Below are 26115 nucleotides of genomic sequence, written 5' to 3'. Positions count from 1 at the left end.
GTTTTTGGCTCTTAGAAAGATACTATACTGTTTCAGTACTTTTGTTTCCTGAAAACTCATTCTTGAAGGTAAAGCCTTCATCTTTTATCACCATTTAGACTGAATAAGTGTAATGAGAACAATTATTTTATCAAGAAAATATTTGTTAATAATAGGATTTATCTGAAAAAATATTGTATTGTATTATTCAATAGTTTAATTTTAAGTTTTGGATTGTTTATTTGGCCTGTCTGTGTGAAAAATATATGTCTACGCAACCTGAATATTTTTCCAACGAAGATCACATTTACTGGATGCAGTTTCGACAGGGCGATGCAGCGGCCTTGGGAGCATTAGCTCAAAAATACTATTCTACTCTGTTTCATTATGCAACGCGTTTCTCGAAGGAATCTGCGTTTATCGAAGATTGTATACAGGATGTATTACTTCGGTTATGGGATCGGCGTATGTATTTGAGAGAAACTCCTTCTGTAAAGTTCTATCTGTTGAAAGCCCTGCGACATCAATTGGTTAAGTCTCTTCAGAAAAAATCATTGGAGAATTATTCATTGGATGAAGAACAGATAAATAATAATGAAGAGTCTCTTGAAAGCCAGATTATCTCTCAGGAAGATTGGCAGTTAACCTCTCTTTTACTACAAACGCATATTTCAGGGCTTTCCAAACGTCAACAGGAAGCTTTGTACCTGCGCTATTATGAGAATCTTAGTTACGAAGAAATCGGACAGATGATGGGAATTGCTCCTCAATCGGTTGCTAATCTGTTACAGTATTCGCTCAAAAAACTTCGTGATTGCTGGCCTATTATGTTGTGGGCTACCTTCTGTTATCTTATAGAATTTTAAGATACTCTAACCAAAAGATTTAGTTTATTAAATTCTTTTTATCATAGCTACACATATCACGTATGTGTAGCTTTCCTGTTTTGTATATACAATGATCACTATATCTTATATTGGATCAGACATAACGTCTGATGACATCCAGAAATCTGGTGCTATATCTTCTACATTGAAAAAAAATAAAAAATTTTTTTCAATACATGAGTATAAACCTTCACATAAAGGATAATCGTAATAGATAGTACACAAAGTTGGCCTTTTTTATGAAGGATTATAAATTTTATAAGGAAGAAGATTTTATCGAAGACGAAGATTTTCGATCCTGGGTATATTTTACTACTCCAGAGACGGAATCTTTCTGGCAAGAGTGGATAAATCTGAATCCAGAGCAGCAGGAAACGATAACAACAGCTCGCCAATGGCTGCTGGATATTCGGGGAGAGCAATTACCCCTACCAGAAAAATATGTGCATACTAAAGTAACACAGTTGCTGGGCGCTATCGAACAACGTTCCGAGCCGGATTCAAAACCTGTCAGACAGATAGGTAGAGCATGGTGGATTGCTGCAGCTTCTGCTATATTTCTCATTGGGGTAAGTGTGTGGTTATATCTATATGAATCTGGAAATAGGCAGCAACCTATACTAGGAACATTATTTGACGCAATACATACCTTTGATCGTCAGGAAGAACGTGTTGTTATTAACACTGAGAAAAGGCCTAAGGTAATCATTCTAAGTGATAGCAGTCGTGTTACACTCTATCCTGATAGCCGTCTGGTTTATCGTACTCTATTTGATGAAAAGAAAAGAGAAGTTAAATTAAGTGGAGAAGCCTTTTTTGAGATTACCAAAGATCCTAACAAGCCTTTTTTGGTATATGCCAATGAAGTGGTTACAAAAGTACTTGGGACTAGTTTTCATATTAAAGCTCATGAAAGCGATAAATTGGTAATTGTTAGTGTACATACTGGAAAAGTATCTGTCTTTCAAAATACAACTACTCCTATAAACTTGCCAGAAGGGAAAACGACTGCCTTGTTATTAAGACCCAATCAGCAGGCTACTTTTTTCAGAAAAGAAGCTCGTCTGATACGTACACTCATTGACAAGCCTATGATTCTGGATTCACTGGTATTGCCTCCAAATTTTACATTTAAACATACTCCTATTGCAAAGGTATTTTCTACATTAGAAAAAGCATATCATGTAACGATTGTCTATGATAAAGACAAGATGGCAACCTGTACATTAACAGCTCGCCTCAGTGATGAGTCATTGTATCAGAAGTTGGATTGGATATGTGCAGGAACTAATTCTACATACCAGATTGTAGACGGACAAATAGTGGTTCAAAGCCAAGGTTGTCAGTAACTAGTTGGTAATAGTTATTTATAGATTAACCATGAAATCAATCAACACTTTACCTGTTATTATCTCACTTATTTAACTACAAAACTGCCTATGATGTAAGCCTACTGCTTCTACACTAAAAACCGCTGATGCTTCCAACATCAGCGGCCATCAGTTTTCCCGTCCGATGTCGCCAAACAATCGTCCTTTTTGAGGATGACGGGATTCTTTTTGCCAATTCTTAAGAACTAACAAAATGCACGAAAAATTATGAAAAACAAACGACACTTATGTGATTCCGTCTTAAAAATTATGCAAATCAGTATTTTACATGTCTTTACAATTGTTGCCTTTGCTGGAATTGCATTGGCTAGTGAAGGCCAGGGACAGAATCTGCTGGATCGACGTATTACGATGAACAGTCAGAATGAGAAAATGGAAAAGATACTGGATCAACTGGAACAGGTAGCAGGTGTACGCTTTCTGTATAGTCCGGAGTTGATTCAGGCAGATCGCAAGGTAACTGTAAAAGCCCGTAATGAAAAGTTGATGGATGTACTCGATCATATGCTTACACCGTTACAGCTTTCTTATCGGCTATCAGGACAACAGATTATTATTAAGCCAGTAGAAGAGGGTGGTTCTTCTGAAAGCCGTTCTGCTATAGAGGAAAATAATGAAAGTGTTGCTGTTACGATATCAGGTACAGTTACAGAAACAGATAAGGGTGATCCTTTACCAGGGGTAAGTGTAAGTGTAAAAGGTTCTACAACAGGTACGGTGACCAATGCTGATGGCAAGTATACATTGAATGTAGCAGATGGTAATGTAACATTGGTTTTTAGCTTTATAGGATACCTGACAGAAGAAGTTGCTGCTGGTGGGCGTACAACAGTTGACATCTCTCTTAGTCCGGATATTACCTCTCTGAACGAAGTAGTCGTAGTGGGATACGGTACACAGGAAAAGAGAGAATTAACTAGTTCAGTAGTGACAGTAACAAGCAAAAATTTTGTTCCGGGAGCTTTCAACAGTCCCCTACAAATGATTGATGGCAAAGTGCCTGGTGTAGTTCTATCTACACCTGCGGCGGCTGACCCTAATGCAAGCCCTGATATTCAGGTGCGTGGTGCTTCCTCTCTTGAAGCAGGTAATGGTCCTCTAATTATTATAGACGGAATGCCTGGTGGTAATTTACGTAACATAGCCCAACAGGATATTGAGTCTATTACCGTGTTAAAAGATGGTGGCGCTGCTGCTATTTATGGTTCACGTGGTGCTAATGGGGTAATTCTGGTGACGACTAAAAGAGGTAAAGCTGGAAAAGTATCTGTGAGTTATGACAGTTTTATTGATCATGATGTAGTAGCTGTCAAACCAGATATACTCTCTCCGGAAGAGTTTATTGAAAAAGGAAGAGATCAGGATCGTGGTGCTCGTACCAATTGGTATGATGCCTTGATCAGAAAGAACAACTTTGGACAAAACCATTCTCTTTCTATAGGTGGAGGTAGTGAAAACTCAGTGTTTCGTATTTCTGGTAACTATCGTACCAAGTCAGGTATTGATATTGCCTCTGATCGCAAAGAGTATGGGATACGTGCTAACTTTCAGCAAAAAGCACTGGATAACTTGTTGGAGATAAATGGGAACTTTTCTTATCGGGTAGCTAATGAGGAATATACTAAATATGAGGTATTTCAACAAGCTATAAAATTAAATCCAACCTTGCCTATTATGGATCCAGATAATCCCACTCGTTTTGGGCAAGTATTTGGATACGATACATTTAATCCAGTACAAGATCTGAAAACACGTGAAAACGGAGCTGATCAGACCTATTCCATTGTGGACTTTACAGCTATTCTGAAACCTTTCAAAAGCTTTAATACGCAACTTAAGCTAGCTCGTCAGTCTCAGGATGAAGATAAACGCGAATACTACAACTCACAGTCCAAAGAATCCATTGATAATAATCGAACAGGAAGAGCCCGATTACAAAACCAGAAGTGGACAGATTGGACATTGGAATGGACTGGTAATTATTTTGCCAACTTTGGTTTGCATGATATAAAAGTATTGGGTGGGTATTCCTATCAGGAATTTAACAGAAAGCTATTCTGGGCAGAAAATGCCAACTTCCCATCTGATGCATTTGGCTACAATAACCTGGACGCAGGTAAATGGAACTTAGTAGACGGTCGTTTGGGAATGGACTCTGAAAGAAGCAAAGAAAAAGTGATTGCCTTCTTTGGTCGAGTGAATTATGATTTTAATGATACCTATCTGTTTTCAGGAACATTACGTTATGAAGGGAATACAAAATTTGGTGCCAATAATAAATGGGGACTTTTCCCTGCGGCTTCTGCAGCATGGCGTCTTTCTAAGTTGCCTCTTTTCCAGAGTGTTCCAGTTATCAATGATCTGAAACTACGTGCTTCTTATGGAGTTACTGGTCGGTCGGGCTTTCCACGGTATTCTGCGTTGGCAAAATATACAGGTTTTGGTCGCTGGCAAAATGATGAAGGTGAATGGATTCAGGTGTATGGTCCGGCAAACAATCCCAACTACAACCTACGTTGGGAAAGACAAAACTCTTACAATCTGGGACTTGACTTTACATTATTCAATAACCGTCTGAGTGGTAACCTGGATTTGTTTGTTCGTAAGGCTACAGATGTTATTTCCAACTATGATGCTCCTGTTCCTCCTTATCTGCACGATCAGATATTTACAAATGTAGCTTCTACCAGTGCCAAAGGAATAGAGCTGGGTATTACCTGGAATGCAGTAAAAACAGATAACTTCAATTATACTACTAACCTGACCGCGTTTTATATTAAATCTAAGCTTGATAAGTTTTCCAATGGCACCTTTAATAAAGGTTTTATGGATCGCTTTAACTTACCTTCTCCTGGTAATCCCGGACCTGCCCAACGGTTGGAAGATAATACAGAAGTAGGAAGTTTTTACGGATATAAATATGCAGGTGTGGATGAAAATGGAAACATCCTTATCTGGAAAGGTGGCACACCAGGAACAGAAGCTATTCTTGCCTCAGCAGGCTCATCAACAGACAAAACGTATCTGGGGCATGGTGCACCTCATTATGAATTGACCTGGGGTAATACATTATCTTATAAGGGATTTGATCTGACTTTATACTTCCGGGGACGTTTTGACTACAAGATTCTAAACCTGTACCAAATGTATTATGGTCTGGTGGCAGAGCCAGGAGTCAATCTGTTGAAAGATGCCTATGAACGTAACGGAGATATCAAGTCTGGTAAAGTTATGACAGATTACTTCCTGGAAAAAGGTGACTTCTTTAAACTGGATAACCTGACTTTGGGATGGTCACCAAAAATTCAGAATAAGTACCTGAGCCAGTTTCGCATCTATGCCACTGTTCGCAATGTATTTACGCTGACCAAATACACAGGGCTAGATCCAACTTCTGTTCAGATTGCAGGCTTAGAACCAGGTATCGGCTCTCTGAATGTATACCCAGTTACCCGTAACTTCTCATTGGGTGCACAAATTACTTTTTAAAACGACCTAACTTTAAAAATACGAACAATATGCATAAACGTATTCTCTTGTGTGTGTTTTTGCTGCTGGCTGGCGCAGCCCCTTCCTGTACCAATCTGGATGAGGAAGTATTTGATACACTGACAACAGACATTTATTATCAGGATAAAAACTCTGTCATTGCAGCCCTAGTTCGTCCTTATGAACATGGACACTGGGTAGGCTGGGATGGAGACCGCTGGATTTTACAAGAATTGACCGCAGATCATTTTGTATGGACCCAGAAAGGAAAACATGGATACGATGGAGGTGACTGGATACGTTTGCATGGCCACAACTGGAATGCAGATGATAATCATATCTATGGAAGCTGGGTTGGTCCCTTTCAAGGCATTGGACAATGTAATGTATTCTTACAGGACTTTAAAGGGCTTGATTACAGTAAGTTAGGATTGACTGATACAGATAAGGCTCAGCATCTGGCAGAATTACGTACTCTCAGAGCCTGGTTTTATTTATTCCTGATCGACTTCTTCCGCACTGTCCCTATTGTAGAAGATAATGTAACCCTAAAACCTCAATCTACTCCGCAGGAGGTATTTGCATTCATTGAAAAAGAATTAAAAGAGTCACTTCCTGGACTACCTCTGAATGGACGTGCTGGAAGATGGGATCAAGGTGGTGCTGCCTCCTTATTGTTACGCCTGTACATGAATGCAGAGAAGTGGACTGGAACAGCCCGCTTTACCGATGCCGCTCAGATAGCTCAGGAGATCATTGATGGAAAGTATGGTAACTACAGCATTGATCCTGATTACAAAGGACCTTTCCGTTCAGGTATTAAAGGGTATCGTTCTCCAGAAAATATCATGGAGTTTCCACATGCCAAAAATATCTATGAATTTGGATGGATGTACAATGCCACCATGCATTACCAGGCTCGTTATGGATTGGACAATGATTGGGGTGGATGGAATGGTGTTCACCTGACTCCTTCCCGTGATCTCACAGGAAGTCTGTACAACCATAAACTAGGCATGCCTTATGAAAAATATGCAGATGGAGACAAACGTAAACAGCCCTTCCATACTACTGGAACCGGAGGTGCATATGAAGGCTTCTTTTTAGTAGGTCAATTGTATGAATTTAACAAGGCTCAAAAGTTCGGATATGATAGTACAAAAGCAGTTAATGGTACAGAAGAATGGAATGGCAAGCCACTACAGTTTGTAGATCAGGTAGGTCGTTTCTCAGAAGGTGCTACCGGACTTGCCAAAGGTTCACATGTAAATACAGGTGAAGAAAATTCTGGTGTACGATTGCTGAAATTCCCTTGGTTACCACTTTCCGAAAATCTGTTTCAGTTTAACTCTGCTACTGAAATTCGCCTTGCAGAAATTTACTATTCATTGGCAGAATGCAAATATCGTAACGGAGATAAAGCTGCAGCGGCAAAGCTACTGGATGCCGTACGTAAGCGTAACTTTGAGCCAAGTGCATGGCCTGCCCAAAGTTACGAAGCGAATCTGGCTAAACTCACAGATGACGAGTTTGTAGATGAGTTGGGTCGGGAGTTTTTGGGTGAACGCCACCGTAGAACAGATCTGGTGCGTTGGAATCGTTTTGGTGAAGAGTGGTGGGATAAACCTAAAGATCCTAAGGATCTGTCTGTGTTTCCAATTCCAAACCGGGCTCTAAACGCCAATCCATTGCTTAAACCTAATGATCAATAATACCAATTTTTTGAGTAAGTAATCTTAGTACTCTAGGGGTTAATTAAAAGTAAAAGCGTCTTCTTTACTGGAAGGCGCTTTTTTTATGGATTTACATCAAGTCTGTCTACCTCTTTCAAAAATAAGATAGTAACAGGTTAATATGTTTGGATAATTTTTTATCTTCCTTTCAACTTTCTATTACTTCCTTATAATGAAATCTTTCTTTGTTCCGGTTATTTGCTTCTTGCCTCTATGCTTTCTACCTGTTTTTGCTTCTGCTCAAACTAACACAGATAAGATAAAGGTGTATCTTTTAGGTACGTTCCATTTTGGTAAAACCTCCGATAAACACTCTACCTCCTTTCCTGACTTAAATTCTCCCAAACGTCAGAAGGAGCTGGATCAGATTGCTGACGCGATTAATCGGGCTGGGATATCCAAAATTTTTGTAGAGCGTTCCTATTTTCTGCAAACAGCCTTAGATTCATTAGGTGAACTCTACATAAACAATAAACCAATGGATAGCCTGGAGAAACGAAACGAGATTTATCAGGTCGCTTATCGGGCTAAGCGTAAAAATAAGGCAATTCAGGTAGTTGCTACAGATCGCAAGATGGAACTGCCATATGCTGATCTGGATGAATATGAATCCATGAATCCGGATAGCAAATTCGGAGGGGAATTTTTTAAAGAATCCTACATTGTAAAACAGAAAAGGCTGAAATTGAATGAGTCAACACTACAGGAGTACTACCTAAGTATCAATAGCGAAGCGAGTCGGAAATCAAGCCAGGCTGATTTTCTGCATTATGCTCTTTCGTATGGAGATAAATCTGATTTTACAGGTACAAAGTTTACTACCAGCTGGTATGAACGTAATCTGATTATCTTTACCAATATTCTACGTCATCTGGATCCAAAAACAGACTCGGGTATTTTGGTATTATATGGCTCCTCCCATACAGCGGTACTTCGCCAATTTTTCGAAAATCATGACCGATTTCAGATTGTAGAGCTGGATAAACTTTTCGGAGAAGCACGTAAATAAACTTAACTTTGTACTACATAATCCGACTTTGAAGGTACAAGCTGACCTGAAAGTTAGCCAAAGGGAATGTCATCAGGAAGCGGATATCTTCCCTTTCTCTATTTTTTTGATTTCATTTATCCAGCTATCTAAGTTGATGTACTCCAGACTATCTCTTTGTCTCAGCTTTTTACCGCGTGTCAGATGGTATTTGGCTTTTTCATAATTACCTTGTGTCAGATATAAGGCTACAACTTCCTTAAGTTTTTCAATATCCAGATAATCGAAGTTGTTCAGCAACTGTGAGATACGATCTTGCTGTTTCTTGGCAGATTGACATTTAAGGCAGTATATTCTTGTTGCCTGTACCCAGAAATTCAAGTGATCATACCAGTACTGTTGTTCGGATTTAGTAAAGACAAAGGTTTCTTTACATACTCTGCATTCTTTTTCCTTATCAAAGTAAGCAAAGTGTGGGGGAGCGTGACAAAACAACTGTTTCGTTGGATCTCCTTTGATTGCTTTTCCGTTTTGCAGACATTCGTCACATGCCCAATCCATACTATCAGATTGTGTTGAAGCCCAATAGTAATTACCAAGCACCTCACCTGTACTACTTTGTATTTTATTTGGGTAATTTCGAATTAAGTGCCGAAGTTGTTCTGAAAAAATACGACATTCAGTAATATGCCTGCTTTGCTGACAAGAGGGACATTGTAGTATTGACCTTGATTTGTTCATTATCACTATGTATATATATACTAATCAGGAAGAATAAATAAAATTACAAACAAGGCGTGAATAAGCGTATTTACTCTAATTAGAAAATAGATATAGTATATACAAAAAAGACTTTTGAATACCTTCTATACATTTGTAAAGCGTATTCAAACATAATGAATCGATCACTCAAAATTATCCTTATCATTTTATCCTACTATCAAATTAATGTAACTCCATCCATGGCCAAATCAAAAAAAAGCCTTTCCAAAATCAAAGAAACATATCCCAAAGAACATTATAAGTACATGGGATTTCTGACTGAGTATATTGCAGATAGCGGTGACAGTACTAAAGGACTTACTGAAAAAAAAGTAGTTGAGATAGAGGCTCAGCTCGGGGTCACTTTTCCGGTCAGCTATCGGGAGTTATATTTACTATTAGGAGGTAATTGGGCATTTAACATTGTAGGGGTAAATGATTACCGATTTCCTGAGTTCGAAGAAATGAGAGCTTATGCGAAATGCTATTTTGAAGCATGTGAGCAGGATAGCGAGATCAAATCAGACTTGGTTTTTACGGATAACTTGTTCGTGTTTTCCGTTTTTAAACAAAACGGCTTTTTTAGTTTCTTCTATCTGGATGAGGGAGAAAATCCTGCTATATATGAATATGAAGGAGGAAATGGATATTATAAGATAGCAGAAGACATGGCAGACTTTATTATTAATAAGGTAGGTTGGTATGAAGGATATCTTATTGGCAAGAGATGGGAAGAAGAGAAAAATAAGAAAAGAATATGAATTCACTAGACAACTCTTGGTGGTATAAAAAACACAAGGAATACATTTCAGTTAGTTATTTTGAACGGAAGTTACTAATTGAACACATTAAACATCAGTCCAATTTAAAGAAGAATAGATATACTGACTCAAAGCTAGTATTCAACTGGAATCTTGCCCAGGAAAAATATGCATTCTTTTTTGATTATCAGGGTGGAGATGATGAGATAGCCACGTGGTTGCTAAATAGTCGGTTCGTAGAATCAAAATCTGTACTTATGGACATTGATCATAAACTTGTGATTGAAGTAGAAACAATGTACTATATCCGTAACTGGTATGATTTCTATGCAGCTACAGCTTTTATGGGTCAACTCCTCTGTAATGAGACTTTCAATCTGGTGATGGAACTTAAAGAAGATGACGGAATACTATTTAGCAATTTTGAAATTAAGACTTCTAGTGCTTGTATATAGCTATAAACCTTTCTTGGCGCTTAGCATCACCCATTTGCATTATAGGATCTCTGTTAAGGTAAATCGAGAATAGTCCCTACGCCTGCATACAGATAGTTTTTTCCAAAATGTTGCTGTAAGGCTGAAAAAGTAACTTCACCAGTACAATGTCCGGGTGCTATATTTTTTATCTTCCATTTCTCAAGCAGTGCCTGGGCTAATCGATTGGCTTCTTTCTCATCTGCATTTACCATATGCAACCCGCCAATCACTACATGCACAGGTTTCTCAGGTATAGTCATTGAAGTAAGGATAGTTTCAATTCCCGGATGTGAACATCCTACCAACAACACCTGCCCTTGTGGGGTATCAATAGCTAAGGAAAGTTCGGGAGTTTCGCTGAAAAATTTGGTTTGTGAAATATTACGTACCAGTCGAATGCCCGGCATCAGTTCTGTGACACTGTCAACTCTGACCAGGTTTGCAGACTTCCATGGGCTACCATGTGGTATTTGTTTAGGAACCTTGCCTTTAAAATAACGCATGTGAGCTGGCAGGCTATCCACAGGTCGCCGGAAGAAAGCGGGAGGAGTAGGCCCGCCGAAGTATTCATCATTGGGAGTATAAATCTTAACTTTTGGATTTATTTTCAATAAATGATGCAATCCATCTGTATGATCTCCATGACGATGCGAAATAACTACCAGGTCGAGCCGTTTTAGATCCACATTCAGTGTTTTTACATTGTAAGCAAACGATTCTGAATCGTTGCCTGTGTCAAAAAGAATGCGTTTACCATTGTATTCAACGAGGGCTGCAAATCCCCAGTCCTGTTTAAGTGCATCAGATTTGCCAAACGCATCAACCAGAATAGTAACACGGTTTTGGGTCTGTCCCCAACCTATACCACATACTAGTATCAGAAAAAAAGTACACACATGGGTTTTGTATAACTGGCTCATAAGCAGTAGGTTTTTGGAAGGATGTCTAGTAGCAATATAAGTAAAAGTGCTAAAAGTTAATGACTTTACCATACTGTCCTGATTACCATTTTGTTGTGTGATGATCTGATAGCAATAAAGTATTACTATGTCCTGTACTACTTATGACAGTAATATACAAGTCACAATAGTTCAATACAGAGAAAATAGAGTAAAACAGGTGTGAGAGTAAGTAAATAAGATCCTAACCAATAGCCTATTCGTTCGGATAGGTATCACTATAACTTTCCTCCACAATTTACCTCATAACTTACAGTCTCCATATAGTAAAGTGAATCTTTCTGCTGCTTATTAAAGTAGGTAACATCAAACCGTATCTCCTTTTGTATTCTGTTTTGAGTTGGCATATCCATTTCCGGATCTATCTCGCAATCAACAATAAAATTCATTTTCGCTGTATTATTGTCAAGAGGTAATGGATGGTTGTAGGCTTCAATTGAAGTCAGCGAATATTGACTGTACAATTCTGCAGGGAAAGAAATGACCAGATGTAGTGTATCTCCTGGCTGGTAAAAATCTTTGTCCTTTTGAAAATCGAGCTGAGGTTTGGGTGAGTTTGAGATGGCTGTTGCTAACGTATCTTGCTTGGATTGATCTTTGGGAGTACAACTATATAGGATGAGTAGAAGGTATACGTAGTATTTCATTTGGTATATATTTCTTGGGCATTTATGTTGGGTCTTCTTACTTACACACTCAACTAATACTAATAATTGGCTATGCTACATAGCATACGTATTTGAGGTGTGGTAAAGCTATGTATTTTTTTGATTTATTGCCTGTTTGAATTTTTAGGCCTTTATTGGATGTCAGAGATAGTATTAGGAGGCGAATGTGTAGTAAAATTAAGGGCTACAAAAAATGGAATGTAAATAGTTGTTTCATCAGTCATATTTATACGTACATACTACCATCATTATTCCTAACTTATTTCTGATAAATGCCCACACCCCTATGGAATAACGGCAGGTTGTATTGCTTAGTTATGTCCGTCACTTAAGAAGGTATATATGATTCTTCCCTGCTGCTCTCTGATTTTGTAACCTTTATCCTTTTAAACAATGGATAAACTGAAGAAAGCTTTCGACTTTATCTGTAAGTTGGTTGCTTTAGCTTATTATTTGTGCCGCTTTTAAGTGATAACACGAATCAGAGAATATCCAATGAGGCTCTATGCCCCGTTTTTATTGTCTATTTTGTCAGGCGTATTTTTATTAATTGTATTTCTTAAAAGTAATAAGGCGATTTTCATCAGCATCTAGTGCTAGTTTTGCATGTTTTCTACTGTCTTCATTTACAGTTAATACGACAAGTTGTGTTTCAGTAATATCTTCAATAGCATATATTGGCTGGAGAAAATGTTTTGAAAGAAGTATAATATGCATCTCTCCATTACTAATTTGTAAAGTGAAGCTACCTTCATCAAATGATTTATTTACTTCTTCATTACTTACTTCATAAATTTCGTACTCTTTTGGCTCATTGAATATGCAGCGTATGATTTTTTTGTCTGTGGATCTTGTCCAGGTATTATATAAGAGTTCAAATGTTTTTGCTTCTGTCATTTTGTGATGATAAATCAAATGAAAACCAGACAGGCTAAAAAATGATGCCTGTTTGTAGTGTAAAGAGCTATTTTCCCTATAAGGGAAGGATTTTTGGATTCGTTTTTCGCTGCTCTAGTAATTTGTTATCTTTTTGCTTTCTTTATAAGAGCAAATCTTTCTTTGCATAAGAACATACACCAGTAAGAGAGGCTAAACACGAATGGAAACAGAAAGAATAGTAAAAAGTGCAGGTCGAATCAAAGAACAAATAATTTTTTGGTATTTAAGCTATTGCAGACTTGAACAGGATGTAATTACAGGAAAGGAAGGCTGTACCTTATTTTATAAAGTACCAGACTTGGAAAAAGAGACTATCTTAAGCAGGATTAAGTTATCTACCTACGAATTACCTGTATTGCTGACAAGAGTAAGAGAAGAAGAATGGATTCTTAACACAACTGAACACTTTATCCAGATAAAGAAATCTTCTTTGGAAAAAATCCCATATGAACAATTTCGTTTTCATGCAGGACCATTATGGAAAGAAGAAACTACACTAAGAAAGACAGGCATTTTACTTGGTCTGCAAAAGCCATCTGTCAATCCTAAAATAGAAGGTAAAATACTCCCGTTCGGTATCATGTCTACTGATGAGAAAATCAAATATTGGGATATTCCAACAGGAAATACTATGTACACCTTTTGGAATGTAACCAAGAAATGCGAGTTAATTGGTAGAAAATACCAGATTGAAGAATATAGAAATTGAAGAATATCGAAAGTAGATCTGAATAGTTATTCTATGAGTCACATTTACGACTATCAAGGTCAGACAGCTACAATAAAAGCAGGCAAAAAAGAAATCTATTTTGAGGTGTTAGATATTAGTATTCAAGGGGGGCCTATTCCTGTAAAAGAAATCATTTCTGATCAGATCATCGACTCTCATACCTCAATTGGGATCATGCTTACAGTAAGGAATAAAGGGCATCTGCTTACAGATAAACAAGTAGCAGCTTTACTTAATCCGCCTCTATTTATCAAGATACCCGATGTATTGGAAGGACAAGGCAGGGTATGGACATATGAAGACACACATATATGTTTCTATTTTACTGGAGGCATTACCAACATAAATGTAAAAGTAGTAGAAGCTATCAATGAAACCATTCATAAGCTTGTAGAATTAAGAGATGGACAAACCGGATAGATATATTTCACCGTTTACCAGCGTAGATTAAGCAGACTATAAGAAAGAATTAACGCCCAGTCAGTTTACTATGAAAATACTATTCAGGGTTGCATCCATATTAACCTTGCTAACCTTGCTGATGCTGGCCTTCAGACAGTATGATAAATCGGCTACCAGGGAAACGAGAAAAAGAGCCAAACACCTCGAAAACAACATTGTCTTTGAAGGACGCATAATTGATTTTGCCCAATCCAACAATCATGCATTCGGTCTAATCCGCATACAAGTAAGCAAGTCCAATGTCAAACAATTCCACCAGAGTTTACGTGCAGGCAGAGTTCTTCCAGATACGATGTGGTATCCTTACCGGATTCAAGACAACATCGCAGAAATATACTCTACGATCAGCAACCGAAAAGTCGGAGAGATGGTGAAGGTTATATCCAACCAGCAAACGATCTATTACAACCCATCCACAAGCAAGGAAACAGGCGCACTGTCCATGATAACGTATTCAAGGGATATAGACTTTATAAAGGAACATACTGTTTCTAAGAGCACGCCACCTTTACAAAGCAAATGAGCCTGCAACCTACATGCATCGACATTTAGGTTAGGGTTAGTATGGATTTACGTTATCTGGATTCGATAAGCTTATTGGTTCACTTCCACAACTTCAGTAAAGCGGGTAAATGGTGAGATTTCACAATTTAATGAGATGATCCAACTTTGGTTTATGTGTCCCATTTTGGGGAAAGTAGAAAATAAGAGTATAGCTTAAATAGTGCCCTGATCTAATGAGAACAATATACACGGTTACTATCAGCACCTTTTCTCATTAATGGCATGGAACCAGTAGCCCTATCGGTTCTTTTACAAATAGTAAGCAACTTATCTTTATTGTCAGACTGAATGTTTATTCGTATACTATATCCGTTATTATTTCTTTTGGTGTCTGTCGCTCATGCTCAAGCGCCAAAAGAAGCCCCCAAATACACAAAGGCTGTTTTACATTTTAAATCCCTTTTCAATGAAGGTAAATACGACAGTATTTTCTCTCTGTTTTCAGCTGACATGCAAGCGCAATTTCCCATAGATAAAACAGTGGACTTTCTGAGTGCGACCAAAAGCGTTTCCGGTAAGATGGTGTCGGCCAATTTTGAAAGTTATGAATCGTCCTATGCTATTTATAAGGCCCAGTTTGAAAGAAGGGTCTATTCCTTCTATATTTCACTCAACAACAGTCAGATTAATGGACTTCTGTTGCAGCCTTACATGCCAGCCAATCTTCCTAAACTAAACCGGAATCTATCAAAACTAATCCTACCCTTTAAAGGTAGATGGACAGTGCTTTGGGGTGGGGATACAAAAGAACTCAATTATCATGTGGAGGTAGCCATGCAAAAAGGAGCCTTTGACTTTATTGTTACCGACTCAACTGGCAAGTCTTACAGAACCGATAGTAAGACAAATCAGGATTATTATGCATTTGGAAAAGAGATTCTTGCGGTCTGTGATGCACAGGTCATAATGGTAGTTGACGGCATTAATGATAACGTTCCTGGTACAGTAAATCCACTGTTTGTTACGGGTAACACTGTTATCTTAAAAACAAGTAAGAATGAATTTATTGTGTATGCTCATTTTCAGAAACATTCAATCCTGGTAAAGGAAGGTCAAACGGTCAGACAAGGTGATTTGTTAGGTAAGTGTGGAAACTCAGGTAATTCGACCGAACCTCATTTGCACTTTCACATGCAGAATGTAGAAGATATGAATGTTGCTACAGGAGCAAAATGCTACTTTACGAACATCATTGTAGATGGAGTCAAAAAAACAGAGAGTTCACCCATTAGAAATGAAAGAGTGGAAAACCAAAACTAATTCTGCAAATGTGCAAGGGTTGGTTAACCTGTTTTTAGACCACCTTCCCAGGTCAAAGTGCATATATATGGTTTGGTAAAGTGTTCTGAGTGCAATTCGAATGGTACTCAAATTTGTTTAGGATGACATAGTCAAACGTGTTTTATCCTCCATTTTCTGCTCGATAATTTCAGACAATAACCTATATTCTTCGGCTGTCATTCCTGCTTTGGGCAACAATAAACTCTGGGACTCATTGAGATGAGTGTCTGAGAGAATAATAAAGGTTTCTGAAATGAGATATTGTTGAAAAGTACTCCAAGGAAATATATGAGGAACTGTATCCTCATAAAGCGTTACCTGTAAATCGTCTATCTCCAGAATGTAACTTTTCACTTTTGATTTGTGGGCAATCCAATCTTCGACAGCCTTCTTTTTCGGACTTTGTGCTGATAGAATCTTACGCTTTGCGTTATAATGGGGTATATAAACACACATGCCCAAAATCAGAGTAAGCATACCTATTTGCAGACAAACAGGATAAAAGAAGGAAAGTAAAAACAAAATGGATGTCAGGCCAAAAAATAGTTTAAAGATAACTGCATATACACTATGAATCTTATTAAATAACTGTATACCCTTGTCCCATCCTATTTGATATATGGCTCTGATTTGATCTGGTACAAACTTGATGTGAATTTTTAGTGGCAGTTCTATTGGCATATAAAGTAGAAAGGTTCATGTGTCCCATTTTCGTGACAAGACGCTTTTGGGATACTATCATGTTTGATCAGTCCAGAGTAGTGAGTTTAAGAATATGCTTGCTTTTGGGTGCCAGGTGGATCTCCACCATTTGATTTACTTGTAGTTCTTTCCATTCAGTATAGGAAAGGTCGAATTCTATCCTAAGTATAGTGAAATAATAATTCCTTTCCCTGCTAAGTGATGATTCTCGTTTACGTTCTATAACTCCTGTATAGACTACTTTGTATCCATTATCAATATCTTCTCTAAATGCTTGTCTTCTTCTATAAATACGAATGACAAAACCCAGAGATGCAATAGAGAAAAGAATACATCCCAGGATTTTATCATATAAGGAGTTGATGTATACAAGTGTGCATATCCAAATTCCTATAAAGAACAGTAGAAAAATAGAGGTTGAAATGGGAATTACCCTGTCTTTTCTAAGGATATCGATTTCCTCTTCTTCTAAAAGCTGGTAATACTTTGTCAAATCGATTGGATTATTTGCTCTCCACATACGGACTATATTTTATCTCTTGTCAGCAAATCAAGCCAAAAGGAGTTAGATTTGGTAATGGATTGTGCCTGTGAAATTACATGAAGCCTACCTTTGCATTGCAACTGTATATATAGGGTCTGCAAAGGTGCAAGGGTCGGCTTGAAGAGTAAAATCCTATGATTGTGACGGTGGTCTGAGTACAATTTGAATGGTATAGACTGTAATATTTACTTTTGTTTTTTGGGAGCATCAAAACTGAGTATGCTATCATTGACAGTAGTAGTAATCACCAAAGTGCAATCTCGATTATTGATTCTACACTGATGAGAAAAATACTTTGTGCAAATGGAATCAATTTTATTGTATTTGATGAGCCACTTTTTATTGGACAAAACTGAATCAGTGATAGATTGGTACAATCGACGTATTACTTCAGGGTTTTTATCTTCCATCGGCTCTGGGGACCTAATCTTTTGAATATACTGATTGATTTCGTTATAACTCCTTTCAGCTTCCAATAAGCATGTTATTGAAGAATCCAAGTGAGTATGAATAGGTTGATAATTGTAAATTTGAAATTCTCTTACGAGATCAATCGAGCTGGGATGAGTTAATATGCTGTCGATACCTTTGTGAACTTTGGCTTCACTGATTGCTTGAAAATTTATTGCTTGTGTTTTTTGTTTTTCCTGCTGTTTGGAGTTACAGCTAGTGAGCATAAACCCTTTTATAAGTAGACAGAGGACGAGCAGTTTTTTCATGGATGAGATATAGAACAATCACCATTAATGCTATTTGCTCTCAAAAGGAAACACATAGTCTATACTTACTTGTATTAACACTGGTTCTTACCCTTTGGTTTCAACATACCCTGCATTAATTCAATAGCAGAGGGAACATGTTGCATCTGTATCCGCTGCTCTATTACCTTCCTGGAAAACTTGCCTCTGGTGCCTGTCAGACAGATATAATCCTCTGGATGAGAGTGGAAGCTGTAGGTTTTTTGTTTTCCTCAGCCTAATTAAATTTAAAAACTGCCAGTACGATAATTAGTAAAAACACAAACAAGTGAATTGTATGAAATATGTTTAGTTTAGTTACAATGGATTTGATTGTTAAATTTACCTCACTATCCTGATCAGATAGGCTATTTCTTAACTTTTTCATCTGCGGACTTCCGACCAGCATTCCATTTAGCGGAAGTAGCAAGATAAGCATCAGTTTTAACTTAAGCCATGTCTGGTGCAAAAAAACGCCTTCCGTTATCGCCATCAGACCACTCCCGGAAAGTACCAATAGTACTCCACCTGCTAGTAAAATTTTTTCAAGGCCGGACATGAGTTTTAAAAAGCTTGCTGATGCTACTCCCTTTGTCTTAAACAAACTTATAAAAGTGCGGAAAACGACAAATTCTGTTACCGTAGTACCGGCCATTAGCACAAGGCCGGAAAGATGCATAACCACAAGCAATTGTCTTATCAGTAGTGTATCCATCAGGAAGTTGCTTTGTTAGTGTCACTGAACAATAAAAAACTGGTGATGATCATGTAAACGGCTGTAAGGCCATGGACCAACATACGTGGCAGGTCCAATCCGTTATTTAGATAGATCTGCAGACAGTCCATACAAGGGATGATGATTGCTGCTGTAAAAACATAAGCAGTTGCTTTTTTCATCCGGCCTAGCAACAAGGCTAAAAGGGCTAATCCTGAATACATATCGCGGATTCCCTTTATCCTGCCAAAAGCAAGGTCTGACTGGCTGCATACCTGTATACCGAAGTCTTCGACACTGACCCGAGGAAGTAGAATAAACCTGAGGCCGATGAATAGAATTCCCAGTGCGATGAAAAGGGTCATCCAATAGGATAGGGATCGCAAGCCCCATTGGGTCATTACATTTTCTGTTTTCATGTTATGATCGATTTATAATACAAATCTCACTAACAAAAAACAGGCAGTCATTCACCCAGGTTAATTAATTCGTTCCGGCCAATCTTTTTCTGATGCGGCTCAGTGACTGGGGCTTTATTCCAACATAGGAAGCAATGTAATATTGTGGGATGCGCTGGGCTATATCCGGAAACCTTTCAAAAAAAGTCTGGTAGCGAAGTTCGGGTGGGTCGTTATAGAGTGAGCTTATCTGCTTGATGGCATCCACATAAACCTCTCCAATGGCCAACCGCCCAAAGCGTTCACCCTGTTTTACTTGTGCATAAAACACTTCCATATTGGCATGGCTGATGGTATAAATGGTAGAGGCTTCCAGGGCTTGAATGTTAGTCAGGGATGGCTGCTGGGGAAGAAAACTGGCGTAATCACAAACAAATTCGCCCTCTTTGTTAAAATAGACGGTTTTTTCTTCTCCGTCGATACTGGCATAATACCGAACAAGGCCCTGGTCAATAAAAAATATGTTTTTGCAAACATGACCTGCCTCTAGCAAATGCTCACCCTTTCTCAATTTTTGCTTGCGAAATAAAGTACTAATGATGGCTTCATCCTCTAAAGAAAGAGGAATATACTGCTGAATGGTTTTAAGAAGAAGCTCCATAGTCAACCCTAATCAAGCGATTGCATTGTAACTGTCCGATCCGGACCGTTGTTGTTAATTAGCCTAAATATAATACCTCGTTATTTGTAAACAAAGGTGATCTGAGTAGAACGGATTCAGTAGCTTGACTACTTCCTCAGCTATTAGTTTGATGTCGTCTGGATGCAGGCAAGTGTGGGATATGTCAGTGGAATACATAATGATTGGGTTGCTGTAACGGAATTGTAGTGTAACAAGGGTATGCGTCTGATTCACAGCGTCTTTGCTGGATAGATTAAATGTAATACTTTGCGGGTTTTAAGGAAAGATGGGTAGTTCGGATGCTTACCCGTATTTGCTAGTTAGGTGAATTTTAAAACCTTTCCTGTTGTATACAGGAATCGGATGGATACAAAAGTTACATGAATGTGGACATCAAGAATTTTATTGGCAGAGGACTCATCTATTTAGGAATAGTACTGTTGCTCTCCTGCTCTGAAAATAAATATTTTGAGAAATCTATACAGGAAGAATACTATAGAAATGGAAAATATGGTGTAGATGTCATTTCTATCCGAGACAAAAATACGTTTAAGGCGATGGCGTATGCGTATGCTCGTTGGGATGCGTTGAGTGCCTATTTGTACGATGGATCATTACAGATAGACAATAATCTGGTCGAAAACGCGATCCGACCCATCGCTTTAGGAAGAAAGAATTACCTGTTTACGGGTAGTCATCAAGCGGTTCAACGGGCTGCAATGATTTATTCCTTCTTTGCTATTTGTAAGAAAAAGAATGTCAATCCTTTTGTATGGTTGAAGTATACGCTGGAAAATATCTCTTCGATTAATCACAAAAACCTCACCGATCTATTTCCCCAAAACTATAAACAAATTATCCAAACTATCAATATGTAGTTCGTCGGGCGCATACCTACCCTGCCTGATGATGTATCAGGGATTGTTTTTGACTGAATCAAAAACAATCCCCGTAATATTTGAATAATTATGATTCTTCCTAACTATTAAATCATTATAGTATACTCTTAACAATATTCCACTTTTCTAATGTTATTTCTACGTCCAACAAAGGAGTTATGAATGCTGTTACTGGTATAGGTTGTGTTCGTCTCATTTTACATCGTTTTCCAATCTCATCCTCATTAATATTATATTTAGGAAGAGTCATAGATAAAGATTCTGATACATTTGGAAGGCCTAGAAGTTTAATAATTACTTCAAAGATGGCGTTATCTTTATTGTAATAATGAATAAGATAAATCATAGCACATCCTAGTTCAAATGACTTATTAAATAAAGGATACTCATCAATGAGTCTAGTTAAAAATTTATTCAATGCATTTGAATAATCATCTTTAATAAAAGCCTTTATATTCAGACTTTCATGGAGTAGCATAGTAGCTAACCAAAGCCCAGAATCTCTACTAAGGCATACGGCAATAGCAAGAGGGTCTGGCCTCGCAAAGAAATACTCAATGATATTTTGAGAATAGGGTAAAGTAACTATATATTCTGCGCACAAATATTCTTGCAATGTCAAATGGCTAAATTCAAATGTCCTGTATCCTATCTCTGCTATCAATCCATTGTGGGATTCTATTTCTGAAATTACATCTGCCATTTCATCTAGTGGCAAATCATATCTTTCATGAATTAATTTATAAATTTCAGATAACTTGTTTGTAGAAAAGACATTAGCTTTTATTTGGTAAGTTATATAGAATGCGAACTCTTGTAAAAAGTCTAACTTTTTCCTTACATTAAATCCTGAGTATTTAGAAACTCTATTTATACTTCTATGCTCATCCCAATCCCTAATTATAAGGTATACGGCTTCTCTATAAACTTCATAAGGGCTAATTGGTAGAACTTCCTGTTTCTCAAAGAGAATTAGTAATAGAGTTAGAAATATAGGCCTATTTGCCAATTCATGGTATGGCTTCTTTAATAATTCTGTTACAAACCTTTGGTGATGTTCCCCTAACCATTTTTCTGCAATTATACTTACATCATCTATTGTAATTGGATGAATCTCATAGGTGTCAAACCCATCTAATATCTTATTATTTAAGGTAGAAGTTCTTGACGTGAGAATTATTTTTGCATTATTTAACTTCAACCCCAATTGAGTAATATCACCTAATATCTTTTTTTGAGCTGTAGGTAATAGCTCGTCAAAACCATCAAGGAATAATATTGACTTAGTATCATTTAGGAAGTCGGCTACAAATGGCTCAATTAAAAGGTCAGAGTCTTTAATATAATATTTCTTGATTGATGTTGGATACTTATCTTCTGTTCCATCAGCATTTATCTTTGTTTTCTCTGTTCTAATAATTCTACTTTCATATGAAAAACCAAATATATCTAAGATCGCAAAGTAGATACTACTTGAACTGTCTAGCTCTCTTAATCTAATTAATACTGGATTGGTGAATTCAACTTTATCACTTGCATCCGAAAAAAACTTATTGATGAGCCTTTTAATTGTCGTAGTTTTTCCAGACCCAGGTTTTCCAAGTAAGAGAGTATTGTTTCTACTATTAATTAATTCAAGCTCATTTAAGAATTTTTCATTTTTGTCCTTCCCAAACTTAGAAATCCTTGTGGAAATACTTAGTTGAATTGTTGAATCATTCACCTGCTTGTTTTGACTTAGGCCAATAAAGGGAATATCTGCTGCCCAATTCGTAACTTCAACATAATGGTTATTAAATATTTTGGTTAGATTATTTTCATTATAACTTAAAGAGTGAGTTTCTTTTCTATCATTTATAAACTTTCTTCCAGAGTCTAGAGATTTCTCAACAAAGTATTCTAATGCTTTTTGCCCAATGAGGGATGAAATTACTGATATTAATGGCATACTATTTCCTTTTCTAAGTTAAGTCATACACTATAAACGAATGATATTTGAGTGCTAACTATTTATTAGATAAAAGCTTATCAGTAACCCTTACCGCTGAGATAAACTGTTCTGAAAGCACACTGGATTTAATATAGAAGGCTATATAAATCAAAGCGTACATTCCCATTAAACAGATGCATTTCGTTACAGATTCTGACCATATCCTTATTGACCAGAAAAACATAATAAGTGAGACTGTTTCGAGGCCATTGGTAAAATCCTTTAATACATACCAATAATCAATCTGACTATACTTTTCTGCTACCTGTATTTTCGTTACTCTCTCCCAAAAGTCCTCTCTATGTTTTTGGTAAGTTGTATCTTTATAATCTTTAACTTCAATAGTTTCAATATATAAAAGACCTGAAATTCTATCTGCCCACAATATTTTATTTAACGAAAGATTCTTATTGGCTTTTTCACCTAGTCTTTTTCTGCAAAAGTAATATTTCATGACATCAATACTTTGCATTAAATATCCTAATATGTAACAACCGCCAATAGCCAAACCAGAGGTAAGAAATTCATTTCCCGAAAAAAAGGAAGAATGTTCTAGAATAAAACAATTTATAGTCTCAAACTCAATTGGCAGGACAAAAATGAAGAATGATAAGCCTGTAAAAACGTAAACGAGAATATCTCTGAGCGTAAATTTTAAATCCATATGTTTTTCTCCCAAAAAGAGAAAAATGTATTTTATTGTCAATACCTCAAATGAGGTATTTTTTATAGTATTAAAGCCACATTTTATTATTTAGAATGTATGAGATCATCGCTTGGGTAATGGAATATTCTTTTGCTAGTTCTTTCTGAGTAATATTTTCATTCTCATAACGGTGAAGTATAACATTAACAGTCTCTTTATTGAGTTTAGTAGTAGATCTATTCCTTATATTGTCTTTATATTCCATCCAACGCAGATTGGATATTTTATTGTTGGTTGGATCATGGTTGATATGATCACAATGAAAATTTCCAACTGGACGTTTTGTAAAGCTTTCTAGAACAAGTAGATGAATCAAATGGCAGTCACTTTTTTTTGTATTTTTGTTGTATATCGAAACTGTCAGGTAGCCCGAATTGATTTTTACTTTTGTTCTGTGTTTGGTACTTCCTTTTCTTCTTACGTTTCCCCGATTTGACACCTCATAGCTTTGATGCTGCATTATAGTTTTCCATACCTCTTTCATAATATATAAGTCTTTTACACTATATATCTGAAATGGAAAATGACTTTTTCTCACTTTTATATAGTTACTGAAAAGATTTATTTCTTATTTCAGTATAAATTATATAAATACATTGTATATTTATATTTGTTAAATCTATTTAGGATATGTCAAGTTATTATAGTGGAAGTCAAGCATTGACATTGAATATGCTTGAGGTGCATTTTAGTAAAGATACAGTTCAAATTTATGTAACTGAGTTTGTCGAGAATGTAATCGATGAATATCGGGAGTCATTTACACAGTATAGCTTCTATAGAAATTCAAATTTGATTTATGCATGGGCATTAGTGGAAGATCCTGAACTGACACTGCCAGATGAATTTGAACCAACGATAATTAATAGAAAGAATCATACATTAGTCTATAATAAAATAGTTGAAGAGGCTTTTGTGTATATTATCAGAAAGAATGGCAGAGCGATACGCCCTAAAAAGAATTCATCAACATGGGAGTTAGAATTATCGGGATACATTGATTTTAATGGGCTTCAAGTTGTTCCAACTCTAAACTTTAGTTTCCATCCTTTATACTCTGTAAAAACTAGTAAACTTATTCTTGGCTTATCAATTAGATATTCCCATAAGTTTAGATTTACTATCTCAGAATCCGAGATAAAAAGCCTTAATGTTGATACAAGAGATTGGATGAGAAATACTGAAGGAGAAGTAGCCCCATCTTTACCCAATGTATTAAAGTTTATTGAAGGTACAAATCAACAGTCAGCATTCAATAAACATGCAAAGGAGGTTAATACAGATGTATGGGCTTATGCAAAGTTGATATCATTTCATAAGAGTTTAAATACAATTTCTGATGAAGATAAAAAAAAGAATAAAAAACCATTTAAAGACAAATTATTCTTACCAGATGGTCTCCTAATAAAGGAGTTTGCCTTATACCATCTCAATAACTCCAATTTTAGCAGCTCAGATATTTATAAACCACGATATTATTATTATCAAGATAGGAGAGGAGAAGGAAGATTTTTTCAGGAGGAAGTCAAAAAGCAAAAGCCTTATTCATTTGAAAAGTTCAATAATAATGAAGATTTGAATATTCTTGTATTAACAAAGAATACATATGAAGGTACTACAGGAGAATTTATTAAGAAGCTAGAAGATATTTTACGTACTACCTTCCATTTATATAAAATCAAATGTGAGATTATTCCAACTGAATTTGCTAGTCAAAGTTATATTGATGTTATCAATAATAAACTATCTGATAAACAGTATAGTTTAGCCATTGTTATTGTAAATGAAGAAGATAAAAATAAATATACAATTCCTGACTCACCATATTATTCTTCAAAAGCAAAACTATTAAATAGAAAAATACCTACACAAAAGTTAACCATTGAAACTTTAAGAAAACAGGAAACAATTTCAATGGAGAATATTGCTCTGAATATTTATAGTAAATTAGGGGGTGTTGCTTGGGCAATTGAACAAACTCAGAAAGAAAGAATTGAAATAATTATAGGTATCAGTTCAACAATCGATCTTAATAAGAATAGAATAATTGGGTTTGCAAATATTTTCGACTACAATGGGAATTATCTGGTTGGAGATTGTAGCCACTTAAGCACACAAGAAACATATGTTGAGAATCTGAAAACTTATTTGGTTCAGGTTATTAGGAATGTGATTGAAATTAAAAATATTGGTAAGCGAGATAGGCTAAGATTGATATTTCATTTAAGCAAAGAAGCAGGAAAAGAAACTGAATTAACGGCTATTGATTATGCACTAAGTCAATTTAGAGATTATCAGATTCAATTTGCAATAGTCCATTTGAGCTATACTCATAATTTCAGGATCTATGCTAATGAAGGGGCAGCGGAAGTAAAAAGAGGAACATTTGTCCAGATATCCACGCAGCAAGCCATTATGCACTTTGGGAACAAAACTAAGATCCCTGTCCTTGCAAGATTAGATAAGCGTTCCCAATTTAAAGATATCTATGATATAGCCAAACAAGTGCTACACTTTACTCATCTCTGTTATCGAAATTATAGGGCAGCTAATGTACCGGTAACTATAAAATATCCTAACCTGATGTCGAAGTTAACCCATGAACTCATGCAAGTTCCCAACTGGGATAGTCAGATGTTGAATAGGATTAAGGATCAGCTTTGGTTTATTTAA

25 protein-coding genes and 1 pseudogene are annotated in these 26115 nt (G+C 36.6%); 13 read left to right on the top strand and 13 right to left on the bottom strand.

The genetic code is table 11. The features are described 5' to 3' along the window. The first annotated feature begins 245 nt into the window (after positions 1-245). From QNI22_RS23405 to QNI22_RS23385, 5 genes are all read left to right on the top strand, one after another. Complete coding sequence (locus tag QNI22_RS23405) at positions 246-845, top strand: RNA polymerase sigma factor (protein ID WP_314514272.1); 600 nt, start codon at positions 246-248, stop codon at positions 843-845. 260 nt (positions 846-1105) lie between these two features. Beyond that, positions 1106-2215, top strand: coding sequence for a FecR family protein (locus QNI22_RS23400; protein WP_314514271.1), 1110 nt, complete (start codon positions 1106-1108; stop codon positions 2213-2215). Positions 2216-2506: 291 nt separating this feature from the next. Continuing rightward, positions 2507-5746 (top strand): SusC/RagA family TonB-linked outer membrane protein, encoded by a 3240-nt coding sequence (locus tag QNI22_RS23395; RefSeq protein WP_314514270.1) that lies wholly within the window; start codon positions 2507-2509, stop codon positions 5744-5746. Positions 5747-5775: 29 nt separating this feature from the next. Continuing rightward, entirely contained in the window at positions 5776-7458 is a 1683-nt protein-coding gene (locus QNI22_RS23390) for a RagB/SusD family nutrient uptake outer membrane protein (RefSeq protein WP_314514269.1), read from the top strand. 193 nt (positions 7459-7651) lie between these two features. Next, the gene (locus QNI22_RS23385) at positions 7652-8488 is read left to right on the top strand and encodes a DUF5694 domain-containing protein (RefSeq protein ID WP_314514268.1); all 837 of its coding nucleotides are present in this window, start codon (positions 7652-7654) and stop codon (positions 8486-8488) included. 72 nt (positions 8489-8560) lie between these two features. Here QNI22_RS23385 and QNI22_RS23380 read toward each other — a convergent pair whose 3' ends face one another. Next, positions 8561-9028 carry a zinc-ribbon domain containing protein gene (locus QNI22_RS23380; RefSeq protein ID WP_314514267.1) on the bottom strand — a complete coding sequence of 156 codons (468 nt, stop codon included), beginning with the start codon at positions 9026-9028 and terminating at the stop codon, positions 8561-8563. 401 nt (positions 9029-9429) lie between these two features. Here QNI22_RS23380 and QNI22_RS23375 point away from each other — a divergent pair, with 401 nt between their 5' ends. Next, entirely contained in the window at positions 9430-9990 is a 561-nt protein-coding gene (locus tag QNI22_RS23375) for an SMI1/KNR4 family protein (protein WP_314514266.1), read from the top strand. Continuing rightward, positions 9987-10445: a hypothetical protein gene (locus QNI22_RS23370; protein ID WP_314514265.1), complete on the top strand. Its 459-nt coding sequence runs from the start codon at positions 9987-9989 to the stop codon at positions 10443-10445. The genes QNI22_RS23375 and QNI22_RS23370 overlap by 4 nt, the downstream gene beginning before the upstream one ends. Positions 10446-10498: 53 nt before the next feature. Here QNI22_RS23370 and QNI22_RS23365 read toward each other — a convergent pair whose 3' ends face one another. The 3 genes from QNI22_RS23365 to QNI22_RS23355 all read right to left on the bottom strand — a co-directional run bounded on the left by QNI22_RS23365 (position 10499) and on the right by QNI22_RS23355 (position 12990). Beyond that, on the bottom strand, positions 10499-11386 hold the full coding sequence (locus QNI22_RS23365) for an MBL fold metallo-hydrolase (protein WP_314514264.1): 888 nt from the start codon (positions 11384-11386) through the stop codon (positions 10499-10501). 257 nt (positions 11387-11643) lie between these two features. Further along, the gene (locus QNI22_RS23360; protein ID WP_314514263.1) at positions 11644-12072 is read right to left on the bottom strand and encodes a hypothetical protein; all 429 of its coding nucleotides are present in this window, start codon (positions 12070-12072) and stop codon (positions 11644-11646) included. Between the two features lie 567 nt (positions 12073-12639). Next, complete coding sequence (locus tag QNI22_RS23355) at positions 12640-12990, bottom strand: hypothetical protein (RefSeq protein WP_314514262.1); 351 nt, start codon at positions 12988-12990, stop codon at positions 12640-12642. 202 nt (positions 12991-13192) lie between these two features. Here QNI22_RS23355 and QNI22_RS23350 point away from each other — a divergent pair, with 202 nt between their 5' ends. The 4 genes from QNI22_RS23350 (at position 13193) to QNI22_RS23335 (ending at position 16048) form a co-directional block, all read left to right on the top strand. Then, positions 13193-13741 carry a hypothetical protein gene (locus tag QNI22_RS23350; RefSeq protein ID WP_314514261.1) on the top strand — a complete coding sequence of 183 codons (549 nt, stop codon included), beginning with the start codon at positions 13193-13195 and terminating at the stop codon, positions 13739-13741. Positions 13742-13774: 33 nt separating this feature from the next. After that, on the top strand, positions 13775-14182 hold the full coding sequence (locus QNI22_RS23345; RefSeq protein WP_314514260.1) for a hypothetical protein: 408 nt from the start codon (positions 13775-13777) through the stop codon (positions 14180-14182). A 70-nt stretch (positions 14183-14252) separates the two neighbouring features. Beyond that, positions 14253-14747, top strand: coding sequence for a hypothetical protein (locus QNI22_RS23340; protein ID WP_314514259.1), 495 nt, complete (start codon positions 14253-14255; stop codon positions 14745-14747). A 329-nt stretch (positions 14748-15076) separates the two neighbouring features. Then, the gene (locus QNI22_RS23335; RefSeq protein WP_314514258.1) at positions 15077-16048 is read left to right on the top strand and encodes a peptidoglycan DD-metalloendopeptidase family protein; all 972 of its coding nucleotides are present in this window, start codon (positions 15077-15079) and stop codon (positions 16046-16048) included. Positions 16049-16165: 117 nt separating this feature from the next. On the opposite strand, the gene QNI22_RS23330 is transcribed toward QNI22_RS23335, so the two are convergent. The 6 genes from QNI22_RS23330 to QNI22_RS23305 form a co-directional block, all read right to left on the bottom strand. Further along, entirely contained in the window at positions 16166-16750 is a 585-nt protein-coding gene (locus tag QNI22_RS23330) for a YcxB family protein (protein ID WP_314514257.1), read from the bottom strand. A gap of 67 nt (positions 16751-16817) precedes the next feature. Beyond that, positions 16818-17291: a hypothetical protein gene (locus QNI22_RS23325; protein ID WP_314514256.1), complete on the bottom strand. Its 474-nt coding sequence runs from the start codon at positions 17289-17291 to the stop codon at positions 16818-16820. A 209-nt stretch (positions 17292-17500) separates the two neighbouring features. Beyond that, positions 17501-18034, bottom strand: a complete 534-nt coding sequence (locus QNI22_RS23320) for a hypothetical protein (RefSeq protein ID WP_314514254.1) — start codon at positions 18032-18034, stop codon at positions 17501-17503. Positions 18035-18290: 256 nt separating this feature from the next. Then, positions 18291-18767 carry a DUF2214 family protein gene (locus QNI22_RS23315; RefSeq protein ID WP_314514252.1) on the bottom strand — a complete coding sequence of 159 codons (477 nt, stop codon included), beginning with the start codon at positions 18765-18767 and terminating at the stop codon, positions 18291-18293. Beyond that, positions 18767-19186, bottom strand: coding sequence for a DUF4267 domain-containing protein (locus QNI22_RS23310; RefSeq protein ID WP_314514250.1), 420 nt, complete (start codon positions 19184-19186; stop codon positions 18767-18769). Before QNI22_RS23310 ends, QNI22_RS23315 begins: the two co-directional genes overlap by 1 nt. 64 nt (positions 19187-19250) lie before the next feature. Beyond that, entirely contained in the window at positions 19251-19826 is a 576-nt protein-coding gene (locus QNI22_RS23305) for a Crp/Fnr family transcriptional regulator (protein ID WP_314514248.1), read from the bottom strand. A 566-nt stretch (positions 19827-20392) separates the two neighbouring features. Between QNI22_RS23305 and QNI22_RS23300 the strand changes: the two are divergent. Continuing rightward, a pseudogene (locus tag QNI22_RS23300) lies at positions 20393-20725 on the top strand (IS66 family transposase); the annotation flags it as partial. Positions 20726-20840: 115 nt separating this feature from the next. Here QNI22_RS23300 and QNI22_RS23295 read toward each other — a convergent pair. The 3 genes from QNI22_RS23295 to QNI22_RS23285 form a co-directional block, all read right to left on the bottom strand. Then, the gene (locus QNI22_RS23295) at positions 20841-22694 is read right to left on the bottom strand and encodes an NACHT domain-containing protein (protein ID WP_313982656.1); all 1854 of its coding nucleotides are present in this window, start codon (positions 22692-22694) and stop codon (positions 20841-20843) included. 58 nt (positions 22695-22752) lie between these two features. Further along, positions 22753-23400 carry a hypothetical protein gene (locus QNI22_RS23290; protein ID WP_313982658.1) on the bottom strand — a complete coding sequence of 216 codons (648 nt, stop codon included), beginning with the start codon at positions 23398-23400 and terminating at the stop codon, positions 22753-22755. 70 nt (positions 23401-23470) lie between these two features. After that, entirely contained in the window at positions 23471-23926 is a 456-nt protein-coding gene (locus tag QNI22_RS23285; protein WP_314514247.1) for an HNH endonuclease, read from the bottom strand. A gap of 146 nt (positions 23927-24072) precedes the next feature. Here QNI22_RS23285 and QNI22_RS23280 point away from each other — a divergent pair, with 146 nt between their 5' ends. Continuing rightward, positions 24073-26115, top strand: a complete 2043-nt coding sequence (locus QNI22_RS23280; protein ID WP_313982662.1) for a Piwi domain-containing protein — start codon at positions 24073-24075, stop codon at positions 26113-26115.

It is taken from the genome of Xanthocytophaga agilis (genome assembly GCF_030068605.1).
GTDB lineage: Bacteria > Bacteroidota > Bacteroidia > Cytophagales > 172606-1 > Xanthocytophaga > Xanthocytophaga agilis.
Note: the sequence above shows the minus strand (reverse complement) of the source record. Positions and strands in the feature narration are given on the sequence as shown.